This is a genomic window from Helicobacter ibis, assembly GCF_027859255.1.
Classification (GTDB): Bacteria; Campylobacterota; Campylobacteria; order Campylobacterales; family Helicobacteraceae; genus Helicobacter_D; species Helicobacter_D ibis.
Map to the genome: position 1 here is coordinate 394162 of NZ_JAQHXR010000001.1, position 23179 is coordinate 417340.

At 31.4% G+C, this 23179-nt stretch carries 23 protein-coding genes and 2 pseudogenes; 23 read left to right on the top strand and 2 right to left on the bottom strand.

The window, feature by feature from the left end; genetic code table 11:
- Positions 1–27: 27 nt before the first annotated feature.
- The 9 genes from PF021_RS02180 to PF021_RS02220 all read left to right on the top strand — a co-directional run bounded on the left by PF021_RS02180 (position 28) and on the right by PF021_RS02220 (position 9059).
- Positions 28–372, top strand: coding sequence for a DMT family transporter (locus PF021_RS02180; RefSeq protein ID WP_271020766.1), 345 nt, complete (start codon positions 28–30; stop codon positions 370–372).
- Between the two features lie 15 nt (positions 373–387).
- Positions 388–711: an SMR family transporter gene (locus PF021_RS02185; protein WP_407081400.1), complete on the top strand. Its 324-nt coding sequence runs from the start codon at positions 388–390 to the stop codon at positions 709–711.
- A 64-nt stretch (positions 712–775) separates the two neighbouring features.
- On the top strand, positions 776–2149 hold the full coding sequence (ccoG, locus tag PF021_RS02190; protein WP_271020767.1) for a cytochrome c oxidase accessory protein CcoG: 1374 nt from the start codon (positions 776–778) through the stop codon (positions 2147–2149).
- Positions 2149–3222, top strand: coding sequence for an AI-2E family transporter (locus tag PF021_RS02195; RefSeq protein WP_271020768.1), 1074 nt, complete (start codon positions 2149–2151; stop codon positions 3220–3222). The genes ccoG and PF021_RS02195 overlap by 1 nt, the downstream gene beginning before the upstream one ends.
- 5 nt (positions 3223–3227) lie before the next feature.
- Complete coding sequence (gene hsdR, locus PF021_RS02200; RefSeq protein WP_271020769.1) at positions 3228–5546, top strand: EcoAI/FtnUII family type I restriction enzme subunit R; 2319 nt, start codon at positions 3228–3230, stop codon at positions 5544–5546.
- 4 nt (positions 5547–5550) lie between these two features.
- The gene (locus PF021_RS02205) at positions 5551–6477 is read left to right on the top strand and encodes a HamA C-terminal domain-containing protein (RefSeq protein ID WP_271020770.1); all 927 of its coding nucleotides are present in this window, start codon (positions 5551–5553) and stop codon (positions 6475–6477) included.
- Positions 6452–7672: a DEAD/DEAH box helicase gene (locus tag PF021_RS02210; protein WP_271020771.1), complete on the top strand. Its 1221-nt coding sequence runs from the start codon at positions 6452–6454 to the stop codon at positions 7670–7672. Before PF021_RS02205 ends, PF021_RS02210 begins: the two co-directional genes overlap by 26 nt.
- A 41-nt stretch (positions 7673–7713) precedes the next feature.
- Entirely contained in the window at positions 7714–8052 is a 339-nt protein-coding gene (locus tag PF021_RS02215) for a hypothetical protein (protein ID WP_271020772.1), read from the top strand.
- A complete protein-coding gene (locus PF021_RS02220) occupies positions 8046–9059 on the top strand; it encodes a hypothetical protein (protein ID WP_271020773.1) in 1014 nt (337 codons plus the stop codon). Before PF021_RS02215 ends, PF021_RS02220 begins: the two co-directional genes overlap by 7 nt.
- A 245-nt stretch (positions 9060–9304) precedes the next feature.
- Here the strand turns inward: PF021_RS02220 and PF021_RS02225 are convergent, their stop codons facing one another.
- Complete coding sequence (locus tag PF021_RS02225) at positions 9305–9616, bottom strand: hypothetical protein (RefSeq protein WP_271020774.1); 312 nt, start codon at positions 9614–9616, stop codon at positions 9305–9307.
- Between the two features lie 121 nt (positions 9617–9737).
- Between PF021_RS02225 and PF021_RS02230 the strand changes: the two genes are divergently transcribed.
- The 14 genes and pseudogenes from PF021_RS02230 to PF021_RS02295 all read left to right on the top strand — a co-directional run bounded on the left by PF021_RS02230 (position 9738) and on the right by PF021_RS02295 (position 20474).
- Positions 9738–10202, top strand: a complete 465-nt coding sequence (locus PF021_RS02230; protein WP_271020775.1) for a glycoside hydrolase family protein — start codon at positions 9738–9740, stop codon at positions 10200–10202.
- The gene (locus PF021_RS02235) at positions 10199–10621 is read left to right on the top strand and encodes a hypothetical protein (RefSeq protein WP_271020776.1); all 423 of its coding nucleotides are present in this window, start codon (positions 10199–10201) and stop codon (positions 10619–10621) included. Before PF021_RS02230 ends, PF021_RS02235 begins: the two co-directional genes overlap by 4 nt.
- Complete coding sequence (locus tag PF021_RS02240; protein WP_271020777.1) at positions 10593–11018, top strand: hypothetical protein; 426 nt, start codon at positions 10593–10595, stop codon at positions 11016–11018. Before PF021_RS02235 ends, PF021_RS02240 begins: the two co-directional genes overlap by 29 nt.
- Positions 10999–12288 (top strand): hypothetical protein, encoded by a 1290-nt coding sequence (locus tag PF021_RS02245; RefSeq protein WP_271020778.1) that lies wholly within the window; start codon positions 10999–11001, stop codon positions 12286–12288. The genes PF021_RS02240 and PF021_RS02245 overlap by 20 nt, the downstream gene beginning before the upstream one ends.
- 70 nt (positions 12289–12358) lie before the next feature.
- Positions 12359–12988, top strand: a complete 630-nt coding sequence (locus tag PF021_RS02250) for a hypothetical protein (RefSeq protein WP_271020779.1) — start codon at positions 12359–12361, stop codon at positions 12986–12988.
- 72 nt (positions 12989–13060) lie between these two features.
- Complete coding sequence (locus PF021_RS02255) at positions 13061–13720, top strand: hypothetical protein (protein WP_271020780.1); 660 nt, start codon at positions 13061–13063, stop codon at positions 13718–13720.
- Positions 13721–13737: 17 nt separating this feature from the next.
- On the top strand, positions 13738–14550 hold the full coding sequence (locus PF021_RS02260) for a hypothetical protein (protein ID WP_271020781.1): 813 nt from the start codon (positions 13738–13740) through the stop codon (positions 14548–14550).
- Positions 14547–15290 (top strand): hypothetical protein, encoded by a 744-nt coding sequence (locus tag PF021_RS02265; protein WP_271020782.1) that lies wholly within the window; start codon positions 14547–14549, stop codon positions 15288–15290. Before PF021_RS02260 ends, PF021_RS02265 begins: the two co-directional genes overlap by 4 nt.
- A 1012-nt stretch (positions 15291–16302) precedes the next feature.
- Positions 16303–16695 carry a hypothetical protein gene (locus PF021_RS02270; RefSeq protein WP_271020783.1) on the top strand — a complete coding sequence of 131 codons (393 nt, stop codon included), beginning with the start codon at positions 16303–16305 and terminating at the stop codon, positions 16693–16695.
- Position 16696: 1 nt separating this feature from the next.
- Positions 16697–16825: a hypothetical protein gene (locus tag PF021_RS02275; RefSeq protein ID WP_271020784.1), complete on the top strand. Its 129-nt coding sequence runs from the start codon at positions 16697–16699 to the stop codon at positions 16823–16825.
- Positions 16826–17101: 276 nt separating this feature from the next.
- Complete coding sequence (locus PF021_RS02280) at positions 17102–17287, top strand: hypothetical protein (RefSeq protein WP_271020785.1); 186 nt, start codon at positions 17102–17104, stop codon at positions 17285–17287.
- A 131-nt stretch (positions 17288–17418) separates the two neighbouring features.
- Positions 17419–17892, top strand: coding sequence for a restriction endonuclease subunit S (locus PF021_RS02285; protein ID WP_407081401.1), 474 nt, complete (start codon positions 17419–17421; stop codon positions 17890–17892).
- A gap of 52 nt (positions 17893–17944) precedes the next feature.
- Positions 17945–19004: pseudogene (locus PF021_RS02290) on the top strand (Fic family protein).
- Positions 19005–20474 (top strand): annotated as a pseudogene (locus PF021_RS02295) (type I restriction-modification system subunit M). It abuts the pseudogene before it with no gap.
- A gap of 12 nt (positions 20475–20486) precedes the next feature.
- Here PF021_RS02295 and PF021_RS02300 read toward each other — a convergent pair.
- Positions 20487–23138, bottom strand: coding sequence for a valine--tRNA ligase (locus PF021_RS02300; protein WP_271020786.1), 2652 nt, complete (start codon positions 23136–23138; stop codon positions 20487–20489).
- Positions 23139–23179 lie beyond the last annotated feature (41 nt).

A 23179-nucleotide genomic window follows, 5' to 3' on the forward strand; every position in this document is an offset into this window, starting at 1 on the left:
ATTTTATGGGATTTAGTGAGGTTTTTGATGCTTAAGGCATGGATTTTTTTATTGTTAGCTATTGTTTGTGAAGTCTTTGGCGTATCTGTTATGAACTATACTGGGGAAGATGACAAAATAATGATTTATGGATTTATGTTTTTGATGATTGGGATTGCTTATTATTTCATGTCATTAGCCATACGCAAGATAAATGTAGGCACAGCATATGCCATATGGGAGATAGTTGGTCTTAGCCTTATTACAATTATTGCAGTTTTTATATTTGATACTAGTCTTAAGATTCAAGAATATATCGGTCTTGCACTAGCTTTGCTCGGGATTATTTTGGTAAATCTTGGCGAATACCATGAAGATTCTACGAAAGCTTAATTTGGGGTTAATTATATGTTTAATATTTATTTATTTTATGTAATTTTAGCAGCTATACTCGATATTATTGCTAATCTAACGCTTAATAAATCAGATGGTTTTAGGAATTTAAAGTGGGGATTTTTATCTATTTTTCTTGTTTGGGGAGCTTTTTATTTGTTGGCACTTAGTGTTGAAGGTGGGATGAAGCTTGCCATTGCCTATACACTTTGGGGTTCTATTGGTATATTAGGAACTACAATTGGTGGGTGGTATTTTTTTAAACAAAAGCTAAAGCCTATAGGTTGGGTTGGAATTATTATTATTGTATTGGCTGTTATTACTTTAAAGACTGCATGAATCTTTATTTAATTTTTAGTATTTTGTCCTATAATTTTTGAACTTTAATTCGGCGGAGTGGTGCATGGAAAATAGAAGCAAGGTAGCAAAAATAAGTGGTGTTAAATATTTAAAAAAACGATATTTTGTCTATCTCGTGGCGTCTTTTATATTGCTAATTATTCCTTTTTTAAAAATTAATGGAAATCAGATATTTTTGCTATCTTTTGATCATAAGCAGTTGCATTTACTAGGTGTGGTATTTGATATGCAAGAGCTATATTTAATGCCTTTTTTGCTTATTTTGATGTTTTTAGCGATATTTTTCTTAACAACTCTAGCAGGTAGAATATGGTGTGGGTGGGCATGTCCGCAGACTATATTTAGAGTAATTTATAGAGATTTGATAGAAACTAAAATTCTAAAATTAAGAAAAAGAAGAGAAAACAAGCAGTTAGAGCCAAATATGGAGCTTGGGATCAATAAACTAAAGAAATTTGTAGCAATTTGTATTTGGTCTGTTTTAGCCTTTGTTGCTGCATCGAATCTTATGTGGTATTTTGTTCCTCCACATGATTTTTTTGCCTATTTACAAGAGCCATTAGAGCATAAATATTTAATGATTTTCTTGCTTGGATTTACTATATTTTTGATTTTTGATGTTGTATTTTTAAAAGAGAATTTCTGTATTTATATGTGTCCTTATAGCCGTGTGCAAAGCGTATTGTATGATAATGATACGATTATGACTACTTATGATTATAAAAGGGGTGGAGAGGTATTTAACGCACAAGGTGTGAAGCTATGGAAAAAGCCAGAGACTTTAAATGCCGAATGCACAGGCTGTGAAGCATGTGTAAAGGTGTGTCCAACTCACATAGATATAAGAAAAGGTATGCAACTAGAATGTATAAATTGCTTAGAATGTGCAGATGAATGCACAAAGGTAATGGGTAATTTGGGTAAGCAAACACTTATTTCATGGACTAGCCCTCAAGCCATAGAAGATAGACTAAAGGTTAGGTATTTTAGGTTTAAGACTATTGCTTATATTGTTGCTTTGTGTGCTGTATTTATCGGGCTTATAATCATGGGTTCTACAAAAGAGAGTATGCTACTTAATATAAATCGTGGTGAGCTTTATACTATAAGAGATAATGGTGTTGTTGAGAATTCTTATGTATTTTTATTCCAAAATACAGATAAGTTAGAGCATGAATTTTACTTTGAAGTGGTAGGTAATCCAAATATCACAATAAAGCGCCCTAGTAAAACATTCAAAATAAAATCAGGTGAAAAGTATAAGCAAATAGTGGTATTACAAACTACTAATAACCTAGCACAAAGCGATATAAAAGATACTCACATACCTATACAGATTCGTGCTTATGCAGTGGACAATAAGGCAATAGAGGTGTTTAGAAAAAGTGTATTTATGTATCCTTCTAGGACACAATAGTGATAGATAAGAGTAAAGGGGGCAGAATCTTCTTTTTGGGGATTTTACTTTTAGTCTTTTTAGCTATTTTAAAGCTTTATTCTCCGTTTTTAATGAATCTCTTAATAGCGTTTTTGTTGTTTTTATCTACTCAAGAGATTTATTTTCTTATAAATAAAAGACTTAACAATAGATTCTTCTCTTCAAGCATTATGATTCTTTTGCTTTTGTTGTTATGTTTTGTGCCATTGCTTTATGTAGTTATCAATTTAGCCAATATGGCAAGTTCAATTGATTTTGCAAATTTACAAAAATTTGCAACACATATAAATGTGAGTATAACAAGCGTTGTAATGGAGGCATTAGAATATCTGCCAAATAAAATATCAAATGAGATAGTAAATTTATTACACAAAATAAACGAAATTGATATAGGCTCTGTTGTCAATAAGGCTTTAGCTATATTTACAGAGGCAAGCAAGAGTGGAATCTTCTTTATAAATGATATGTTTTTTATTATGGTGTTTTTGTTCTTTTTTTACTACTATGGTGCTAGTTTTGGAAGATATATCTTGGAGTTAATACCACTTAATTCTACGCAGACTAGGGAAATATATAACGAAGTTAGTGCAGTAATTGGGGTAGTTTTTTATAGTTCGATAGTCTCAATGGTATTGCAAGGATTCTTGTTTGGAATCTTTGTTTATTTCTATGGATATAATGCCTTTTTGTTTGGTGTTTTTTATGGTTTTGCTTCATTAGTTCCAGTTGTTGGAGGGACTTTAGTTTGGCTACCAGTTGCATTATATGAGCTATATTTAGGGAATTTAAGTAATGCAATTATTGTTTCTTTGTATTCTATTGTAGTAATTGCTACATTGGCAGATAATGGCCTAAAACCAATTATTATCGCATTTATAAATAGGGTGCTAATAAAAGCAGAGCTAAAGATAAATGAAATGCTGATATTTTTTGCCATTATTGCTGGGCTTACTTCTTTTGGATTTTGGGGGATTGTCTTAGGTCCTGCTATTACAGCTTTATTTATTGCATTACTTAGGATTTATAAGAGTTTTGATAGGGATTTGTTGTAGGGGTTATGTTGTTAAGTGAAGCAGATACAAGAGTAAAGTTTATTGATACAAAGTTAAAAGAGTCTCATTGGAATGAGGATTGTATAAAGCGAGAGTATTATTTTACCGATGGTAGAAAGCTACCTGGTAATAAAAGGGGAGTGAAAAAATTTGCAGATTACCTGCTTAGCTTTCAAAATAATAATCTAGCCATCATTGAAGCTAAAAGATTAGATAAAGATTCTTTCTCTGGGCTATCACAAGCCATAGAATATGCCAAAATCTTAAATATCCGCTTTGTATATGCGACAAATGGTAAGCAGATTTTTGAATATGATATGTATTATTTAAAGGGTGAGTATATAGAGGAATTTCCAAGCCCAGAGATTTTATTTGCTAGGACTTTTGGAAATCTACTAGAGTGGCAATACAAGCTTTTAACCCAAAGAGAATACCAAATCCCACAAAAAGAATTGCGTTATTATCAAAAAATCGCAGTAGATAGAGTGGTGCAAGCCCTAATTAATAACAAAGATAGAATCTTACTTACTCTAGCCACTGGCACAGGTAAGACTGCCATAGCCTTTGCACTCTGCTATCGCCTCCTTGAAGCTAGGTGGAATTTAGAGAATGCTAATAGAAAGCCAAAGATTTTATTTCTTTGTGATCGTGTTACTTTGCGTAATCAAGCTTTAAGTGAGTTTAACTATATAGAAAGTGATTGTAAAGAAATCAGTGCAGAGGAGCTAAAGAAAAATGGAGGCAGAGTGCCTACAAGTGGTGATGTGTTTTTTGGAATCTATCAGAGTTTAAGTAGTGCGGATAAATCCCAAGAGAGAGAAGAAAAAGGGAGCACACAAGAGAAGATAGAGAGTAAGTTTTATTTGCAGTATCCTAAAGACTTCTTTGATCTTATTATCATTGATGAGTGCCACAGAGGTGGGGCAAATGATGAGGGTAGCTGGAGGGCTGTGCTAGAGTATTTTAAAAGTGCGGTGCATTTGGGGCTTACTGCCACGCCAAAGCGAAGCGATAATGTAGATACTTATAAATACTTTGGTGATGCAGTGTATGAGTATAGTCTAAAAGAGGGCATAGAAGATGGCTTTTTAACACCTTATAAAGTCAAGCGTATCATAACCTCTTTAAATGATGGCTATACGCACAATCCTGATGATTTGGTGCAAGGAAAGCTAGAAAAAGAGTATTATGAGCTAGGCGAGTTTGAACGCACTATCACACTTCCAAAATATAATGAATTTATCGCTAAAAAGATTCTAGAGCTTATTAATCCTATGGATAAAACAATTATCTTTTGTGCCAATCAAGCCCATGCAAGTGCCATGAAAGTGGCTATTGATAAGTTTAAGAAAATACCAAGAGAGGATTATTGTGTGAGGGTTACAAGCGATGAGGGGGTTATCGGGCTAAATTATCTAAAAGCATTTCAAGATAATGATAAAGAATATCCAGTAATCCTTACAAGCTCCAAAATGCTAACAGCTGGTGTAGATGCAAGAAATGTGCGAAATATCGTGCTTTTAGCAAATATAGGCTCGATGATAGAGTTTAAGCAAATCATAGGGCGAGGCACGAGAATCTATGAGGGTAAGGACTTTTTTATAATCTTAGATTTCTTTGGGGTTACAAAGCTCTTTTATGATCCAAAATGGGATGGGGAGAGTAATGTTATAAGCGGAGATGATAGGGAAGATTCTAAGTCTATAAGGGAGGGTAAAAGTGGTAGTAAAGGTAGCGACACTCCAAAAGAAAAGGTAATAATCCACCTAAAAGGTACAAAGCTAAAAGTGCTAGATATAGAGACACGCTACATAGGAGGAGATGGCAAACCACTAGGCACAAAGGAGTTTTTAGAATTCTTAATCGGTAAGCTTGGGAGCTTCTATAATAATGAAAAGAAATTGCAAGAGATGTGGAGCAATGCAGAAAATAGAGACACTTTTTTAAAAAGTCTTGCAAATGAGGGTATAGATAGTGAGGTGTTAGAGAATCTAAAAGAGATTTTTGAGCGAAAAGATTGCGATATTTATGATATTTTTGCACATATTAGCTTTAATAGCGAGATAGTCTCACGCAGTGAGCGGGTGCCAAGTGTGAAAAATAGTGGCTTTTTATCAAAATTCCACAAAGAAAGGGCAATAAAGCTTATAGAATTTTTGCTTGGATATTATAAAGAGCATGGGATTAATGATTTTAACAATCTTGGCAGACTGCTGGAGCTTAGCTCACTTGGTAAGGCATATGAGATAACAGAGGACTTTGGCGGAATCCCTATGCTAAGAAGTAGTATAGAGGAGTTGCAGAGGAAAATCTACGCAGGGTAAAAATATGGAAAAAGAAATGATAAATACTTATGTAAAAAATCCTGACAATGATAATTTTGTTATGATTTTGGATGAAACTCTATGTCATCAATATCATCATTTTTTACTATCTATTTCAAATCAATTTGAAAGCAAAAAATGGAAAATGAAAAATTTTAGAAATTTTATTATTACTAATTTAAAAGAATGTGCTCTAACAGAACAAGAAAGGCAAAGTTTAGCAGGCAAAGAAGGCGAAATTTTAGATAAAGCTATCTCAAAACTAAAAATAGATTACAAAAGTGGAGAGATAGGAGAAATTTTCCTCCATGGTATTATGAGGGAATATTATAATGCTCTACCTATTGTGCCTAAGATTTTTCATAAACAAAATCGCAATATGGAAGTATTCGGATTTGATAGCGTTCATCTAACTATAGAAAACCAAGAATGCCATTTGTGGCTAGGCGAATCAAAGCTATACGATAATTTAAATGGAGCTATAACAAATGTTATAAAATCTATAAAAGATAATTTAAGTGACGAAATTATTCTTAATGAAGCTAGAATAATTGCAAATCCACATGAATTAGATAATCTAGCAGAACATCATAACATTCAGACAAGCACATTGACAAGTTTCAAGCAAATTATTAATGGGAATATTAAACTTGATAGATTAAAAGGCATTTTGCATGTGCCAATATCTATTATTTACGATTGTGATCATACAAAAAGCATCGAGGAAATTACCGATGATTATAAGACAATGATAAAAAACTTTCATAAGAAAAAGGGGAATAAAATATCAGAGGAAATTAAAAAACTTTCAAATGAAATTGCATATATCGATAGAATAAAATTTCACATAATTTTATTTCCTGTTCCTGACAAGAAGGAAATTGTGAGCAAAATAAATCAAATTTTTGAGAGTTACAAAAACGCTAGCTAACGAACAAATTTTTGATAAATGTGTAAAGATATATGAAAATCTAAATGATAACAACAATGAAGCAGAAGCTAAGGAAAAGCTTTTGTATTTACTTAATGAAATTCAAGATAAAGCTTTATATCCGCCTATACTAAATCATCTTATCAGACAATTTGGATTATATCCTTATATGAATCAAGCCACTTCAATTTTAACAGATAGATTCTTGCTAGAATGCTTTAAAACAGATATTGGAGAAAGTGAACCAATGGTTTTACATAGAGAGCAATCAAGGGTTTTAAAAAGACTTCTAAGTAATGAAAGCCTTATTCTTTCTGCTCCAACAAGTTTTGGCAAAAGCTTCATTATCGATGCCCTAATAGCCATGAAAAAACCAAAAAATATATTAATTATTGTCCCTACTATTTCTTTATTGGATGAAGCTAGAAGAAGACTAATAAGGAAATTTTATAACTATAACATAATCACAACTACCCAGCAAACCAATTTAAGAAATAACAATATCTTTATTTTTTCTCCAGAAAGAGCAGTTGAATATTTTCCATTTATTAACAAAGAAAATATAAAGCTTGATTTTTTTATTGTTGATGAGTTTTATAAAATATCAAAGGAATACGAAAATGAAAGATTTGCTCCATTGCAAAATGCCATTTTAAAATATACAGGTATTTCTAATCAAAGATATTATATTTGCCCTAATATAGATAAGATAAAAAATGAAAATAGTATTCTTTGCAAAGGAATGGAATTTGAATGCCTTAACTTCAACACTGTTTTTATTCATATTAATAAATGCTATAAGGATGAGGACTTTAAAAAAGAAGAAAAAATTCTAGAGATAATAAAAAAAGATGAAAAAACTCTAGTTTATACCCAAAGTCAAAGCAATATAAAGAAAGTTTGCGAAATCTTGGTGGAAAACGCCATTATAGAAAATTCAAATGCTTTATTGGAAAATTTTGCAAAATGGTTATCAAAACATTATGGAGAACACTACCTTAATGATACACTAAAAATTAGCGTGGGAATACATCATGGAAAGCTTCATAGATGTCTATCACAATTGCAAGTAAGATTATTTGAAGAAAAAGATTTACTAAAAACCATTGTTTCTACATCTTCTTTAATAGAGGGGGTTAATATTCCAGCAAAAAATCTTATTTTATGGGATAAAAAAATGGAACAAAAAATATAAATCATTTTACTTATAAAAATATTATAGGTAGAAGCGGAAGAATGTTTAAATATTTTATAGGTGAGGTATATTTATTTGAATCTCTAAATGAAGATAATAATCAAGAAAAGATACTAGATGTAGAAATTAAATCAGAATCCCTATCTATTAACGATGAGATAAATAATGAAATTCCTCATAATATACAGGTGGAAGTTGAGAATAATCAACTAGAAATAATAAAATTAATAGGAAGGGATAAATTCAATTTACTCAAAAAAGAAGCATTATTAAAAAACGATTTAAAAGTTATTAAAAAAATAATTCAGGTATTGCAAAGCGAAGATTTTAATAGTGAAATTTTTACACATTTATTTAATGATGAACCAAATAAATGGTAAATAATAACTTTCAAGGAAGTGTGCTAAGTCGTTTGAAAGACAATGAATCTAGTATTGTAATACTAATGCAAAGGTTGGGCGATGAGGATTTATGTGGGTATTTGCTAAATGAAAGAAATGTAAGTAAGAGCATAATAGAATCCTGGAGAATCTTAAAACTACAAGCTATAAACGAAAAGGAAGAAATTTACAAAATAGGAAGCTTTAGCTATAAAAGAGAGGCAAGAGAACCACTCTTTAAAGATAGACACACGCTTGAAGAGCTAGAGATATTGAAACAAGAAATGGGAGAAGATGACTTCCAAACACAAATGCAACAAGAGCCACAAGCAAGGGAGAGTGGATACTTTGATATATCTAACTTCACTCCTATTGCGTCATATGAGCTAGATGGGTGTAATGACTATATCTTTATTGACAATGCCGAATCTCTAAGTCTAAAGGCAGATGATAGAGCTATTGTTGTTGTTGGAGTTGATAGCTTTGATTCTCTACCAAGATATACTCTTAAAGACTGCATAGCAGGAATCTTTGATGAAGAGGCAATGTGCAATAATATAATTGAAATGGCATTAAAGTATAGAGATTCTAAAATATTTATAGAAGGTGCTGGTGGTGGGCTAATGCTATATCGACTATTGCAAAAAGAAGTGCTAAAGGTAAATGAGAGACTAAAAAGAGATAGCAAATCTCCAATAACAAACCAAATAGAAACATATCCAACAATAAAAGAAATCTCCAAAATGCAAAAAATATCAAGTATGAAACCATATCTAAATACTGGCTATCTAAGATACCTAAGCACTGCACTAGGAGTAGATAAGGTAAAAAAGCAACTAGCTTCCTTTAACCCAGAGAAACCACATAGGAAAAACGACTGCATAGACGCACTAAGCACAGCATTATATTTCAAAGAATGCAAACCAAAAATAACAAGCAAGATAGAAAATGGTCAAAGAATTCCACAAAGAATGCTAAAAGCACAAGGTAGAATTTGGAGGATATAATCTTGTATTTAAATATGCTAAAAATCACTGCTTAAGGAAAATCTCCTTAAGCCACCTTTAATAAATAGGTGTTGATATCAAGCAAATTAATGCTATAATCAAAATGATTTTGAACATAAAGAAAATCCTCCTTTCGTGGAGCGATTCTCTTAGTGAAGCCTCGAACTCTTCACTAAGAGTTACAAACTTCACGGCAAATTATAATCAAATCTTACTTAGAGTGCCTTAGAATCGTGGTTTGTTGCTTATAATTTAAACTCTTTAGCAGAAGCTGATATTTTTAGAGAAGCTATTTCTTTGTTCTTTCTAGCTTCTAAATTTACTAATTCTTCTTTTAGCTTTTCTATCTCTTCTCTATTTGCTTTTGACTCTTCAACCCTCCTCCTTTCTGCCTTGTCTAGTGCGTCGTCTTTTTGTTTTATCTCTCTTAGTTTGCTTTGCAATTCTTTGTCCTTGTGTCTTCCCATAAGAAATACACCAATAATACTCCCAATAACAACGCCAAAACCAAAATTCCCATCGCTAAGCATAAGATTTATAAATTCTACATGGTCCATAATAACTCCTAAAAATATCACCTTAATTATAGCCTTTTGGTGGAGTGGCAAAAAAGGGGGAAATTATCCCTTACAACCTATCTTTAAAACTCCTAAAATGCAAAGCAAAAAGGAGCAAGTAATGAAAGAAACAATAGAAAAAATAATAGAGCATACAGCAATAAGCGAAGGGTTTGTCGAGCATGTGTATAAATGCCCTGCTGGATATGATACGATAGGATATGGTAGGAACATAGAAGCAAACCCACTAAGCGAAGATGAAAAGAAAATGCTAGAGAACGGCAAAGTAAGTAAGGAAGTAGCAAAAGAGTGGCTAAGAAGTGAGCTAGAGAGATGTTATAAGCAGTTAGATTCTAATTTTGCTTGGTTTAAGAGCTTAGATACTGCAAGAAAAGGTGCATTATGTGATATGGTGTATAATCTAGGCTTTAGAGGGTTTTGCACTTTTAAAAACACAATTAAAGCAATAGAAGCTAGAAACTGGAATAAAGTAGCACAAGGGCTAGAGAGTAGCAAATGGTATAGACAAGTAGGCGTTAGAAGCAGAAAAATAGTAGAAATAATTAAAAGTGGAGAGATAAAATGACTGCTTGGCAAAAGAGCAAAAGCACCTTAGGCTATGGTGGTGCAACGCTAAATAGCGGAATAACTCCTATTCAAAACTATATAAATGGCGGTTGGCAAGATACATTAAAAGGAGTTAGCACACTTGATACAGCAAAAAGTGGTGGTCTCTTTAGCAATATTTATGGGAATCTAAAAGGATTTAACGACAAGCTTGGAGGACTAGGAAATATAGGTAGCACAATAGGAGGTGTGGCAAATATTGCTGGTGGTATTGCTGGGTTTTACAACGCTAGAAAATCACTAAAAGAACAAAAAAGAGCAAATAACTTACTAGAACAACAATGGAGAGAACAAAGTGCAATGTATAAAGAAGATAGAGCTAGAGAGCAAGAAGCACACAAGGCTATAAATGATTCTGCAAAGCACTTTGTATTGTGAAATAGATTATCCATATGAATCTAATGACTGCTATGTTGTTGATAAATATGATAATAAACACAGAAAGCTAAAGCTACAAAGAGGGATTAACTTGCTTAGAGTTTTGGAGAGTGGGCTATTTTACAAAGATAGCTTAGGAAATAAATTTTTAGTTTATCCTTGTGAAGGTAGCTTAAGTTTTGAGATTGCCAAGAAGTGCTTGGACTTTAGTGAGCTTGATGTGAGTTTTTTGGATTATTTTTGTGCTAAGCTAGAGCACGATAAAAATGCAACCAATAAAGACAGAAAGCTAGTAGAATTGTTCTTAGAATGCTTTGAGCTTGGAGTGTATCCAAATGGTTTTTTAAGACTGCAAAGAGAACTTTTAGGAGTAGAAGATGAGACGACACAACAATGATGGTGGGCAATATCTAGCATTAATGGCTCAAAATATGCAAAATATAGCTAAAGAGAGGGATAGGGCTACTAGTTCTCTTTTTGGTGGGTTTGCCTCCTTTGGAGAAGCGTTAGAAAAAATAGATGAAAGATCTAGGCTAAAGGAAAATGATGAATTCCAAAAGCAAAGAGCACTAGAACAACAAAAAATGCAACAAGAAGCATTTAAGCTCCAAAGAGAATCCTTTGACTTCCAAAAAGAACAAGAGAAAAACAGGCTAAAACAACAAGAGTGGCAAAACAACTTCGTTTTAAAGCAGTTTAACGCTAGAAATGAACTAAATCCACTGCAAAGAGAACAATATAGAAGTATGAAACTAGATAATGATATACTCCAAAGAGGCTATGAGGAGTATATGGGATTACAAAGTAGTAGCAACTCACCTATCTCTAGCTATATATCACAGCAGGAAAATGTAAGCGATACAACAGAGGCTAACACAACTACACAAAGAGAGCCACTTGCTAGAAATGAACATATAGCACAAAGCACACAAAGAGATACACAAAATGCAATGGAGAAAATGTGGAGCAATACACCAAAGATAAAAAATAAAAATCTTAAAACTAATAGTGGATATGAGGGGGAAGCAGGTAAAAGTAATACACTAAGTGTATTGCAAAATACGCAAGTAATACAGCCTCAAAAACCACAACCTAGTTTTTTTATGCAACATTTTATGAATAATTATAAATTAAATAATGAAATAAATACCAAACAAACACATGAAAATATAACTTCACAAAATAAGACTTTAATTAGTACAGAGGTAGCATTTAGAAATATCCTATCTTTTATGCCACTGCTCGAAGAAAATAGTGGAGTAACTCCAGGCTTGAATAGATTTATAGCTAACCTAACTGGTGATATTATTGATTTGGAAACTCAAGAAGAATACTTTAAGAATAGAAATAATGCTGTTATCATAGGTTTGGCAAAAATGTTTTACAATAGTGATACTGGGGGCAAAAAAATACCAAATCTTGAAAAAGATTATCTTTTAAAGTATGGTGATTATGCAGCGAATATAGGAAAAGTAAAGGGTATGGTAACGCAGGTATACCATGAATATGTCACTAATCTTTCTAAATTGCAAGGTGGTGATCCAAGCCAAAGAGCAATGCTAAATAACATAAAAGCACTCAAAGATTATTTAGAGAAAACACCAGCAGAAGAGCTGCAATTAGCGGAGGTATCAGAAGAAATAGCAAAAAAAATTGAACCATTTTAACAGAATAGTAAATAATCTTTACAGAAAATGCCAGTATTGTTATAATATGGCTTTTGTGAGAGGGGCTATATTGAAGTTTATTTACTTTTTAAATGTTGTTATTTTGGTTTTTGTGTTTTTTATTTTTAATAGATTTGATTCCTATGATGATAAATTTAAAACACTTATTAGTGAAGGAAGAATAAATAAAAATGTTGAGATTTTTATGCGTGCGGAATGGAGTGAATTAGATAACATTCGCTTTGATGTATTCAATATTGAAAGTTCTTTACACGCTCAAGATAATGTATTAAAAAATCTAGAACGCTATCATAGTTTTACAAATACGATAAGGAGAAACTTAGAAAAGCGTGGAATAGTAGAAATTTCAGAGTTTAATAATGCATTTTTAAACGCACATTTTGCCTCTTTGGATGCCATATTGAAGGATGGTTGGTATAATTATTATGAACAATATGATTTGACTAGAAGCAAAGCTGAGAATATAGCACAGGTGATATTAGTTAGAGAGGAAATGTTGTCTAAGCTGGAAGACTACACGAAAAGATTAGAAAAATATAAAGAAAATACAGTGCTACAAAAGGCTTTAGAGTTACAAATACATTATAGGTGGTCACTTGTATACTTAGCAAAACATAGAAATAATTTTGATTATGATGAATATGAAAAGTTTTTTAAAAATTTTTACGGGATAGAGTAAATGGGTATTTTGGTTTGATTTTCTATTGTATTTTTTATTGGGTTTTTTGTAGTTAAGTATTTTAGAAAAGATTTGACAATAACAACGGCATTGATACATTATTTTTATTCTTCTATGCTAGTTTTTGTAATGATTACGCTAAACAATACAAACAATGAAATAGAAAATTATTTTGCAAAACAAATGGCTTATCTAAAAAATCATGATGGATATTTAGAAAATTCACTTACTAGAGATAAAGAATCATTGCTATCTGGTGGGAAAGAGATATTGGGAGCTATTGACAAAATAAATACGGGTTTTAAGATGTATGATGATGTATCTAGTTTGTCAAGTAGAATAGATATGTTGTTGTATTTGACATTTGATTTTTGGAAACCAAACGAAAAAATTTCAGACTTTGTATGGATTAATGCTTCGGTAAAAAAAATTATGAGAGCAAATAAATACAGAGATATGTATTTAGATGCATATGATTTTACTAAATGGCAGTCTAGTGACAAAATGCTTAGAAAAATGATAAGTGCTAAACTTGCATTAACGGAAATGTTTATCAAAAATGGTTTAGAGTTATTGCCATATTCAAATAAAGAGCAAATAGAAGCTTTTGAGCTATTCAAAGATTTATTATTGGAACAAGATTCATATTTAACTTTAAATAATTTTGATTCTAGTGAATATAAGCTGCTTTTGGATAGATTGGAACAAGAATTTATAGAAGAAATTAGTTAATTTGTTGGATTATTATAATGGGTTTTTCGTTTTTGCTTTCTGTGTGGGAATTAGCTAGTGTAGTTTTTTGGTTTTCTATTGTATTTTTTGCTGGGTTTTTTATAGCTAGATTCTTTAAAAAGAATCTAGTCTTTAGAGATGGTTTGAAGCCATATTGCTTTAGTTTAATAGTAGTTTTGTTGGTAAAAATATATTTTGTGGCTATAAATGTTGGAAATGAAATCTTGGTTGACATGGAACATATAAGGAAGCAGATCAAAAATACCTTTAGAGAGACAAACAAGGAATGGGCTTTTGTGGATATAGAATTTGAATTAAGGAGATATGATAACTTTATACAAGCACAAAATAATTCATTGAAGCATATGAAAGAATATAGTGGATTTTTTAGTGGGTTAGATAGATTTTTATATCGTGCTACTGATGGATTTTGGGGGTTAGATAGTGAAGCTGTGGAGTATATGGCAGATAGTTTTGATGCCATATTTCCTATGTATGATTTGGTAGATTATGAATATTTCTATGATACTGGATTATTTGCGTCATATAAAACCAATCTAAGAAGAGTAGTTTTTGCTAGACAAAGGTTGCTAAGAAATTATGCAGACTTTATAATGGATATGGAGAACTATGAATACTATGCTGATGATAAAGCATATACGCAAAAAGCACTAGCGTGTGCTAAAACAAAGTATCTTTTTTATGCTGAACAACTGGAATATTTAAAAGACAAAATTATGAATAAAAATGTAGATTTTGATTATAATGAATATGAGGAATTTATAGAAGTAGGCAAAAAATATATCAATGTAAATAGGGGTGGTAAATGAGTATTTTGGTTTGGTTCTCTATTGTATTTTTTGCTGGGTTTTTTGTAGTTAGATTCTTTAAAAAGAATCTAGTTTTTAGAGATAGTTTGAAGCCATACTTTTGTGGGCTTGTAGTTGTGTTGTTGTTGCAAATATACTATAAAATAGATGAAAGCAAAGAAGCTATAGCATCTGATATAGAGTATGCAAGAGAAGAGATGAGGGGCTATTTTAGAGATATAAATCCTGCTATGGGATTCTTTGAAATGGATAAAAAGGCACAAAGATATAAATTTGCAATGGAAGCACAAAATAGACTATTGCAACACATGAAAGAATATAGTGGATTCTTTAGTGGATTAGATAGGCTTTTGAGTAACTTGACTTATGAAGCTTGGAGCTTAGATGCTAAACATGTAACATATAAGATAGATAGCATGAATGCACTAGATGGAATAGATAGTCGCTTCTATAACAGAAAATCTTATGACACTACTCTTTTTGGTTCATATGATACGAATTTTAATTCTGTAATTTTCGCTAGAGAAATATTGCTTAGGCAATATGTTGAGACAATAGAAACAATGAGAGAATATGCTCTTAGAATTGGCGAACCTAATGTTACTAATAATTTCATAAACTATCATATTAGACAGCATAATATCTATATGGAACAATTGCAATATTTAGAAAAACATAGAAATAATTTTGATTATGATGAATATGAAAAGTTTCTTAAAAATTTTTACGGGATAGAGTAAATGAGTATTTTGGTTTGGTTCTCTATGATATTTTTTATTTCTACTATATTTTTTATTGGGTTTTTTTGAATAGATAAAAAGGCAAACTAGGTAATATTTTTTAAAATCATTGTGATAAGTTCTTGCAATGTGTTTATGAATTTTTGAAACTCACTCATTTTTAAGCTTTTTTAATAATTCATCCATCTCTTCATCGTTTAGCTTAGGAGAAGTAAGCTTGTCATTTTGATATTTAGAATCTGCAAAATCGTTATATGCTTTTGCCTCTCCTTTGACTTTTAGATAGTTAGCTTGTATTTACTGCCAAAACATGATTAGCAAGGAAGCTAGTTTAGATCTACAATAAAGACACAACCTACACAACATGAAAGAGGACATGAATCTGCCCCATGAAAGGCACGACATGAAAAGGTGTGTAACTATGCAAGAAAAACAAAGCACGACATGAAATGGGTGCTAGATTTGTAGCTTTGTCTGTGTGTAGCGGTCCTTTTAAAAGAAATTGTGTTGCAAAAATTGGTCTTAAAATTGCAGGGAAATTCTAAAAAATATAGCGTTGCAAATTTGCAATGTGCAAAAGTTGTGATTTAAGCAAATGATTTTTTGGATTATGAATGTGTGTTTTGTAGCGTATTATAGGCGTTAGAGTTAAATTATTTAGTGTTTGACAAGAGATAAAAAAAATGGTTTAATTTTGTCTATAAATTTGGCACAAAATGATATGTTTTTGCAAATTTATGCGTTATTTAACAAAAACAATAGCAATTTTAAAGAGAATTTTTGCGAATTATCAATTTTCTTATAAGCTATAAATGCCTATTTAATAGAGTTTCTTTCCAAATTATTAATTATTCCTTAAAAAAGTATATAAATGGTAAATATTATCTAAAATTGCAACTATAGGAGAATTTCATTGTAAAAATATTGGCAATAATAGCAATATAAATAATGTTGAGTTGGTAAAAAAATATCGCAAAACTGGACTGAATCGCTACCAGAACTTATTAGAGATATGAAAATTGATTTAGATGATTTTTTTAAATTTGAAAATCATGTAGCTTTTAAAATTGCATCACTATTTTCTGATATTAACACTTTGCAAAAGATACTCTATCCTGAAAAAGGGATTGATATTTCAAGTTTTGTTACAAAACTTTCAAATGCCTTTTTGCCATCTGTAGTTTATACTCTTGAAGAATTTGGACTACCTAGAATCATTTCAAAAAAACTTCATAAATGTGGATTTATTAATTTTGAAAATAAAGAATTAACGTTAGAGCAAGTATTAGATAAATTTAAAGAACATACGGCTAATGACATAATCAACATATTAAAAGAAAAAAATCTTTACGATGATTTTGAAGATTATATATTAAATTGTTTTTATGAAGGTTTAGGGCAATAAAATGACAAATTTACCGCAAGGGTGGGAAGTTAAAACGCTTGGTGAGATATTATCTAACGATAAATATTCCATAAAAAGAGGACCATTTGGAAGTGCTTTAAAAAAGCTTTTTTGTAGAAAAGGGCATTAGAGTTTTTGAGCAATATAATCCCATAAACAATGATCCATATTGGAAAATATATTTTATTTCTTATGAAAAATTTAAAGAATTGGAAGCATTTAAGGCAACAGAAGGTGATTTATTAATTAGCTGTTCTAGAACATTGGGGAAAATAGTGGAGTTGCCTAAAAATACAGAGATGGGGATTATAAATCAAGCACTTTTGAAAATAAGACTTGATAATACACAAATCTTGCGCACGAAGTACAACTCCTTGAATCTCGCCTACTTCGTGGTGCGGAAGCGTTGGAAGAAGCTAGCAGTAGTGCTAGCGTAACGCGTAAGCTAGAAGCAGATATAGCGAGGCTCTCCCCTGATTGCAAAAAAGTGGCGACTTTTTTGGTTAAAGGGGAGTGTGGAGGGAAAAAGATTTTTTGCGATAAAAAAGAAAATAGCATAAAAGAAAGCAAAACCTTCTATCCACTTCCGTAAGGGTGGGAAGTAAAAAAGCTTGGTAAGATAGGTTTTTTATAAGGGGTGTTTCATATAAAAAAGAGCAACTATTATCTACAAAGAATGAAAACTCTGTTTATTTATTAAGAGCAAATAATATTCAAAATGAATTGAATTTAGATGAGCTACAAATAATTCCTAAAGAATTAGCAGTTGATAAGATTGTTCAAAATAATGATATATTATTTGCAATGAGTAGTGGCATTAAGAATATCGTAGGTAAAAATATACTTTTAAACAATTTAAATGATTTTACTTTTGGGGCTTTTTGTGGATTGTTTAGAATTAGTAATTTAAATATTTGTCATAAATTTATAGCTTATTATTTAAGAAGTGATTTTTATAAAAAATATATTTTTAATATTTCTAAAGGTTCTAATATAAATAATTTAAGATTTGCGGATTTAGAAAAATTGCAAATCTTTATGCCACAAGATATAAAAGAGCAAGAGCAAATTGCAAAGCATTTAGATTCTATCTTCTCTAAAATAAAAAAGTTAAAAGAGCTTTATAACACACAATTAAAAGACTATGAAGAATTAAAGAAATCCTTGCTGGATAAGGCTTTTAGTGGAAGGTTATAAATGTTAAAAATTTTTAGAAATTTTAACATATGGAAAAATTATGAAATAATTCATACCTCCAAAACTACCATTAAATATAGATTTAAATACACATATTTATAATCTTATCATTAAAGCTACAAGAAAATTAGGAGAGCTAAATGGGCGAAGCAAAATTATCCCAAATCCAAATATTTTAATCAATGCTTTAATCTTGCAAGAAGCAAAAGATTCAAGCGAGATAGAAAATATCATCACAACACATGATGAACTCTTTTTATCCTAGATTGATGAAAGCAAACTCACAAGAGCGGCAAAAGAAGTAAAAGATTATAGTAGTGCGTTAAAAAAGGGGTATGAACTTTAAAAAAAGAGCAATTATTGAGAAACGCACATATTTTGGAAATCCAAAAAACACTAGAAGAGAATAATGCAGGCTTTAGAAAGCAAAGTGGAACAATGCTTAAAAATTCTATCACAGGAGAAATCAAGCATATACCCCCCACAAAATCCAAGTGATATACAAGAACTTATGGTGAATTTAGAACAATACATTAATAATGATAGTTTAGATGAGCTTGATGTTTTGTAAAAATGGCAGTTATCCATTATCAATTTGAAAGCATTCATCCATTTTATGATGGTAATGGCAGAACAGGCAGGATTATAAATATACTTTATTTAGTGTATATAAAGAACTTTTGGACGCACCTATTTTGTATTTAAGTGCTTATATTGTAAAAAACAAAGAAGAATATTATATGCTTTTACAAAAAGTGCGTGATGAGGGAGCTATTATAGAATGGATAGAATATATATTAAAAGGTGTAGAGCAGACAGCTATAAAAACGATTGAAACTATTACTATAATAGAAAAAATGATGTTTGATGTGGGTGAAATTTTGCAAAATAAAACGAATTTTTATAGCAAAGATTTTGTGGAAATTTTATTTGCTCACCCTTATACTAAGATAGATTTTTTAACGCAAATATTGGGTATTTCTAGGCAAAGTGCTTCAAAATACCTCAAAACTTGCAAAAAATTAAAGATATTAGAATGTATTAAAATAGGTAGAAATCATTATTATGTAAATAGAGAACTTTTAAGACTTTTTAGAAAAGGAATTTTTTAAATGCAAAGTAAAATAGATAGGATCACAGATATACTAAGACGCGATGATGGTATAAGTGGTGCGATGCATTATAGTGAGCAGATTAGCTGGATATTGTTTTTGAAGTTTTTAGACGATTATGAGCGTGAGCTTGAAGCTATCTCTATGCTTGAGGCTAAGCCTTATAAAAGCATTTTAGATTCTAAGTTTAGCTGGAAAGTGTGGGCAGCACCCAAAAGAGATGGCAAACTAGATGTGAAAAATGCACTAAGTGGAAGTGATTTGCTAGAGTTTGTAAATAGTGAGCTTTTTCCTTACTTTAAAGGCTTTAAGAATAATGAAGATTTTAAAAGTATAGAGTATAAAATTGGTGGTATTTTTGAGTTTATTGACAATAGAGTGGCAAACGGACACACGCTAAGAGAAGTGATAAATCTCATAGATGAGCTAAGCTTCAATAAAGAAAGTGATGTATTTGCACTAGGTGATGTGTATGAAAAGCTCCTTAAAGATATGGGGAGTGATGGGGGAAATAGTGGGGGGTTTACACACCAAGGGCATTAATAAAAGCTATGGTAGAAGTGATAGATCCTAAGGTAAAAGAGAGGATTTATGATCCTGCGTGTGAGAGTTGTGGCTTTTTAGTAGAGAGCTTTTTGCATATTTTGTATAAAGATAGAGCAAAGGGAGAAAAGGCAAATTTAAGTGCTAGTGAGCTAGAGTTTTTACAAAAAGATGCACTCTTTGGCAAAGAAAAGACACCACTTAGCTATGCTATGGGGGTTATGAATATGATTTTACATGAGATAAAATCCCCAAATATCATAAAAACAAACATTCTAAGTAAGAAAATCACAGATATAACAGAAAGTGAGAAATATGAAGTAATCCTTGCAAATCCACCCTTTGGCGGTAAGGCAAAAGAGCAGATTCAAAATAATTTCTTAGTAGCTTCCAATGCCACAGAACTCCTATTTTTACAACATATTTTAAAATCGCTAAAAAGCAATGGTAGATGTGCCATTATCGTACCTGAATTGGTGCTATTTCAAAATTTAAATGCTTTTGTGAGTGTGAAACAAGATTTGGTAGAAAATTATAATTTAGAATGTGTGCTAGTTTGCCTTATAGTGCGGTAAAGACTAATGTGCTATTTTTCTCTAAAGGAGTAAGGAGTATTCTAAATGGGCAAGATTCTAGCGTGTATTATTATGAGCTTATCCCACCTTATAAACTTATTAAAAATAAGCCTTTAGAATATGCACATTTTAAAGAGTTTTTAGAATGCTATAAGGAGGAAAAATCACGCCTCATTCTTATCTAGTAAGCCTTGAAAGCCTAAGAGCTAGGAATTATGATCTAAGTGCTAAAAATCCTAGTGTAAAGGAAGAGAAAGCTTTGCGTGAAGTAGGAGAGATTTTGCAATCTCTAAAGTATAATCAAAAAGAAGCGGATAAGCTTTTAAAAGAATTAGAACTAGAGATAAGCTAGACTTAGCAAAGTCTATGCTTGTAGTTTTTGTAGCTCCTCATTTATTCTCTCTAGTTTGCCATTTTGCTCATCTAGTGCTTTTTGGTTTGTCTCTAGCACTTCTTTAGGTGCATTTTGGACGAATTTTGCATTTTTGAGCATATTATTTAGTTTATCTATTTCTTTTTGTGTTTTTTCTTTTTGTCTGTTTAGTTTGTTTATTGCTTGAGATAGATCTATGGAATCTGTAGGGATTAGGCTTTGGACTTTTTCTGTTATGTCTGCTATGCAGTTAGATACTTTGCTTTCTACTATTTCTATTTCTTCTGTTTTTGATAGTTTTGATACATATTTTATAAATAATTCTTGTTGTTTGGATTCCAGCTTAGCATTTGGCAGTATATATACTTTTGGTATTTTTTGGTTTGCTAAGTCTATTGTGGTTTTTAGGCGTCTTATTGATACTATTGAATCTAAGATTAATTCAAATAATTGATAATTTTTAGAATCTGTGTAGTTTATGCTTGGATAGTTTTTTACCATTATAGATTCTTTGCTATCTTCTAGTGTGCTTTTATTTAGTCTATGCCATAGATATTCACTAATAAAAGGCATGTATGGGTGAAGCAGGAGCATAGATTCTTTAAAAATTGCTCCAAGCTCTATAATTGAATCTTTATTTGCCTTGCTTAGCTCTATACCCCAATCGCAGAATTCACCCCATAGATACCTATATAGTGTATTAGCACCATCATTAAATCTATATTGCTCTAAGTTGCTTCTTACTTCTTTTGTTGTCTTAGAGAATACTTCTAGCATGTATTTTCCTAGCTCTGTTTTTATCTCTATGTCTTGTAGGTTAGGGAATTGTTCGCAATTTAGCAGTAAAAAGTTAGTAGCGTTATATAGTTTGTTTGTAAAATTTTTACTTATTTCTAGTTGGCTTTGAGACATTCTTACATCTCTTCCTTGAGCACAAAGAATAGCTAGTGTAAATCGCAAAACATCAGCACTATAAGTATCTATCAAGTTTAGTGGATCTACTACATTGCCTTTAGATTTGCTCATCTTTTGACCATGCTCATCTCTTACTAGTGCGTGTAGGTATATATCTGGGAATGGCAGTTCTTTTAGGAAGAATTCTCCCATCATAAGCATTCTAGCAACCCAAAAGAATAATATATCAAACCCTGTAATCATAAGTGAGTTTGGATAGAATTCTCTCAAGTCAGATTCATTCCATAGTGTGTTTTTACCTATATCACCATTACCCCAACCAAGAGTGCTAAAAGGCCATAGTGCAGAGCTAAACCAAGTATCAAGCACATCTGGATCTTGATGTATTTCATTTCCACCACATTTTGGGCAGTTAGTAGGAGTAGTTTTACTGGCCCATTGATGTTTGCATTTGCAATAAAATACAGGTATTTTATGTCCCCACCAAAGTTGCCTTGATATGCACCAATCTCTTAGTTCTTTCATCCAAGCGTTATAGTTATTTTTCCATTGTGGTGGATAGAAATTACTTTCATCTTTGTTTATTTTGTCAATCGCACTTTTTACAACTTCTTTTTTTAAAAACCATTGCTTGGATATGTATGGTTCTACTACATTGCCACATCTATAGCAGTGCCCAACTTGATTTTTATAATCTTCTATTTTTTCTACGAATCCTAAAGATTCTAGCTTTTTTATTATTATCTCTCTTGCTTCTAGTCTCTCTAGTCCTTGAAATTCAGTTGCATTTTCATTTAAGATTCCATATTTATCAAATGCTACTATTTGTTCTAAATTATGTCTTTTACCAACTTCATAGTCATTTACATCATGTGCTGGAGTTACTTTTACAGCTCCAGTTCCAAACTCCATATCAACATGCAAATCTGCAATTATTTTTACTTTTCTGTTTATTATAGGAAGGATTACATTTTTGCCTATTAGATGCTTATACTTTTCATCATTTGGATTTACCATAACAGCAGTATCGCCAAAATAAGTCTCTGGCCTAGTAGTAGCTACAACTATAAACTCTTTAGAATCTTCTAAAAAATATCTAAGATAATATAGTTTTCCATTATTTTCTTTGTAATCTACCTCTATATCGCTTAATGCTCCATCGTGTGTGCACCAATTTACTAAATACTTGCCTTGTACTATATGTCCTTTATTATATAACTCTACAAAGGCTTCTTTAACAGATTCTTGCAATCCCTCATCCATTGTGAATCTTGATCTACTCCACGCAGGTGAGCTACCAAGTTTTCTCATTTGTTTTAGTATTGTTCCACCGCTTTTTTCTTTCCATTCCCATACTTTTTTTACAAATTCTTCTCTACCTAGATCTTCTTTTTTGATACCTTGCTCTAGCAGTTGTTTTTCTACTACATTTTGGGTTGCGATACCTGCGTGGTCTAAGCCGGCTTGCCATAGTGTTTTATAGCCATCCATTCTTTTGTATCTAGTTATTATGTCAATTAAAGTGTGATTTAGGGCATGTCCTATATGAAGGCTTCCTGTTACATTTGGTGGAGGTAGCATGATGCAGAATTTTTTGCCTTCTTTTTGAATTTCTTTATTTCCTTCTATTTCAAAAAAGCCATTTTCTTCCCAAATTTTATAAAACTTATCTTCTATTTCCTTGGGATTGTATGTATTTTTGGTTTCTTTTTGGTTGTTTTCTTGCATAATTAACCTTTGTGGAATACTTTTTGCTAAAGTTAAGTAAA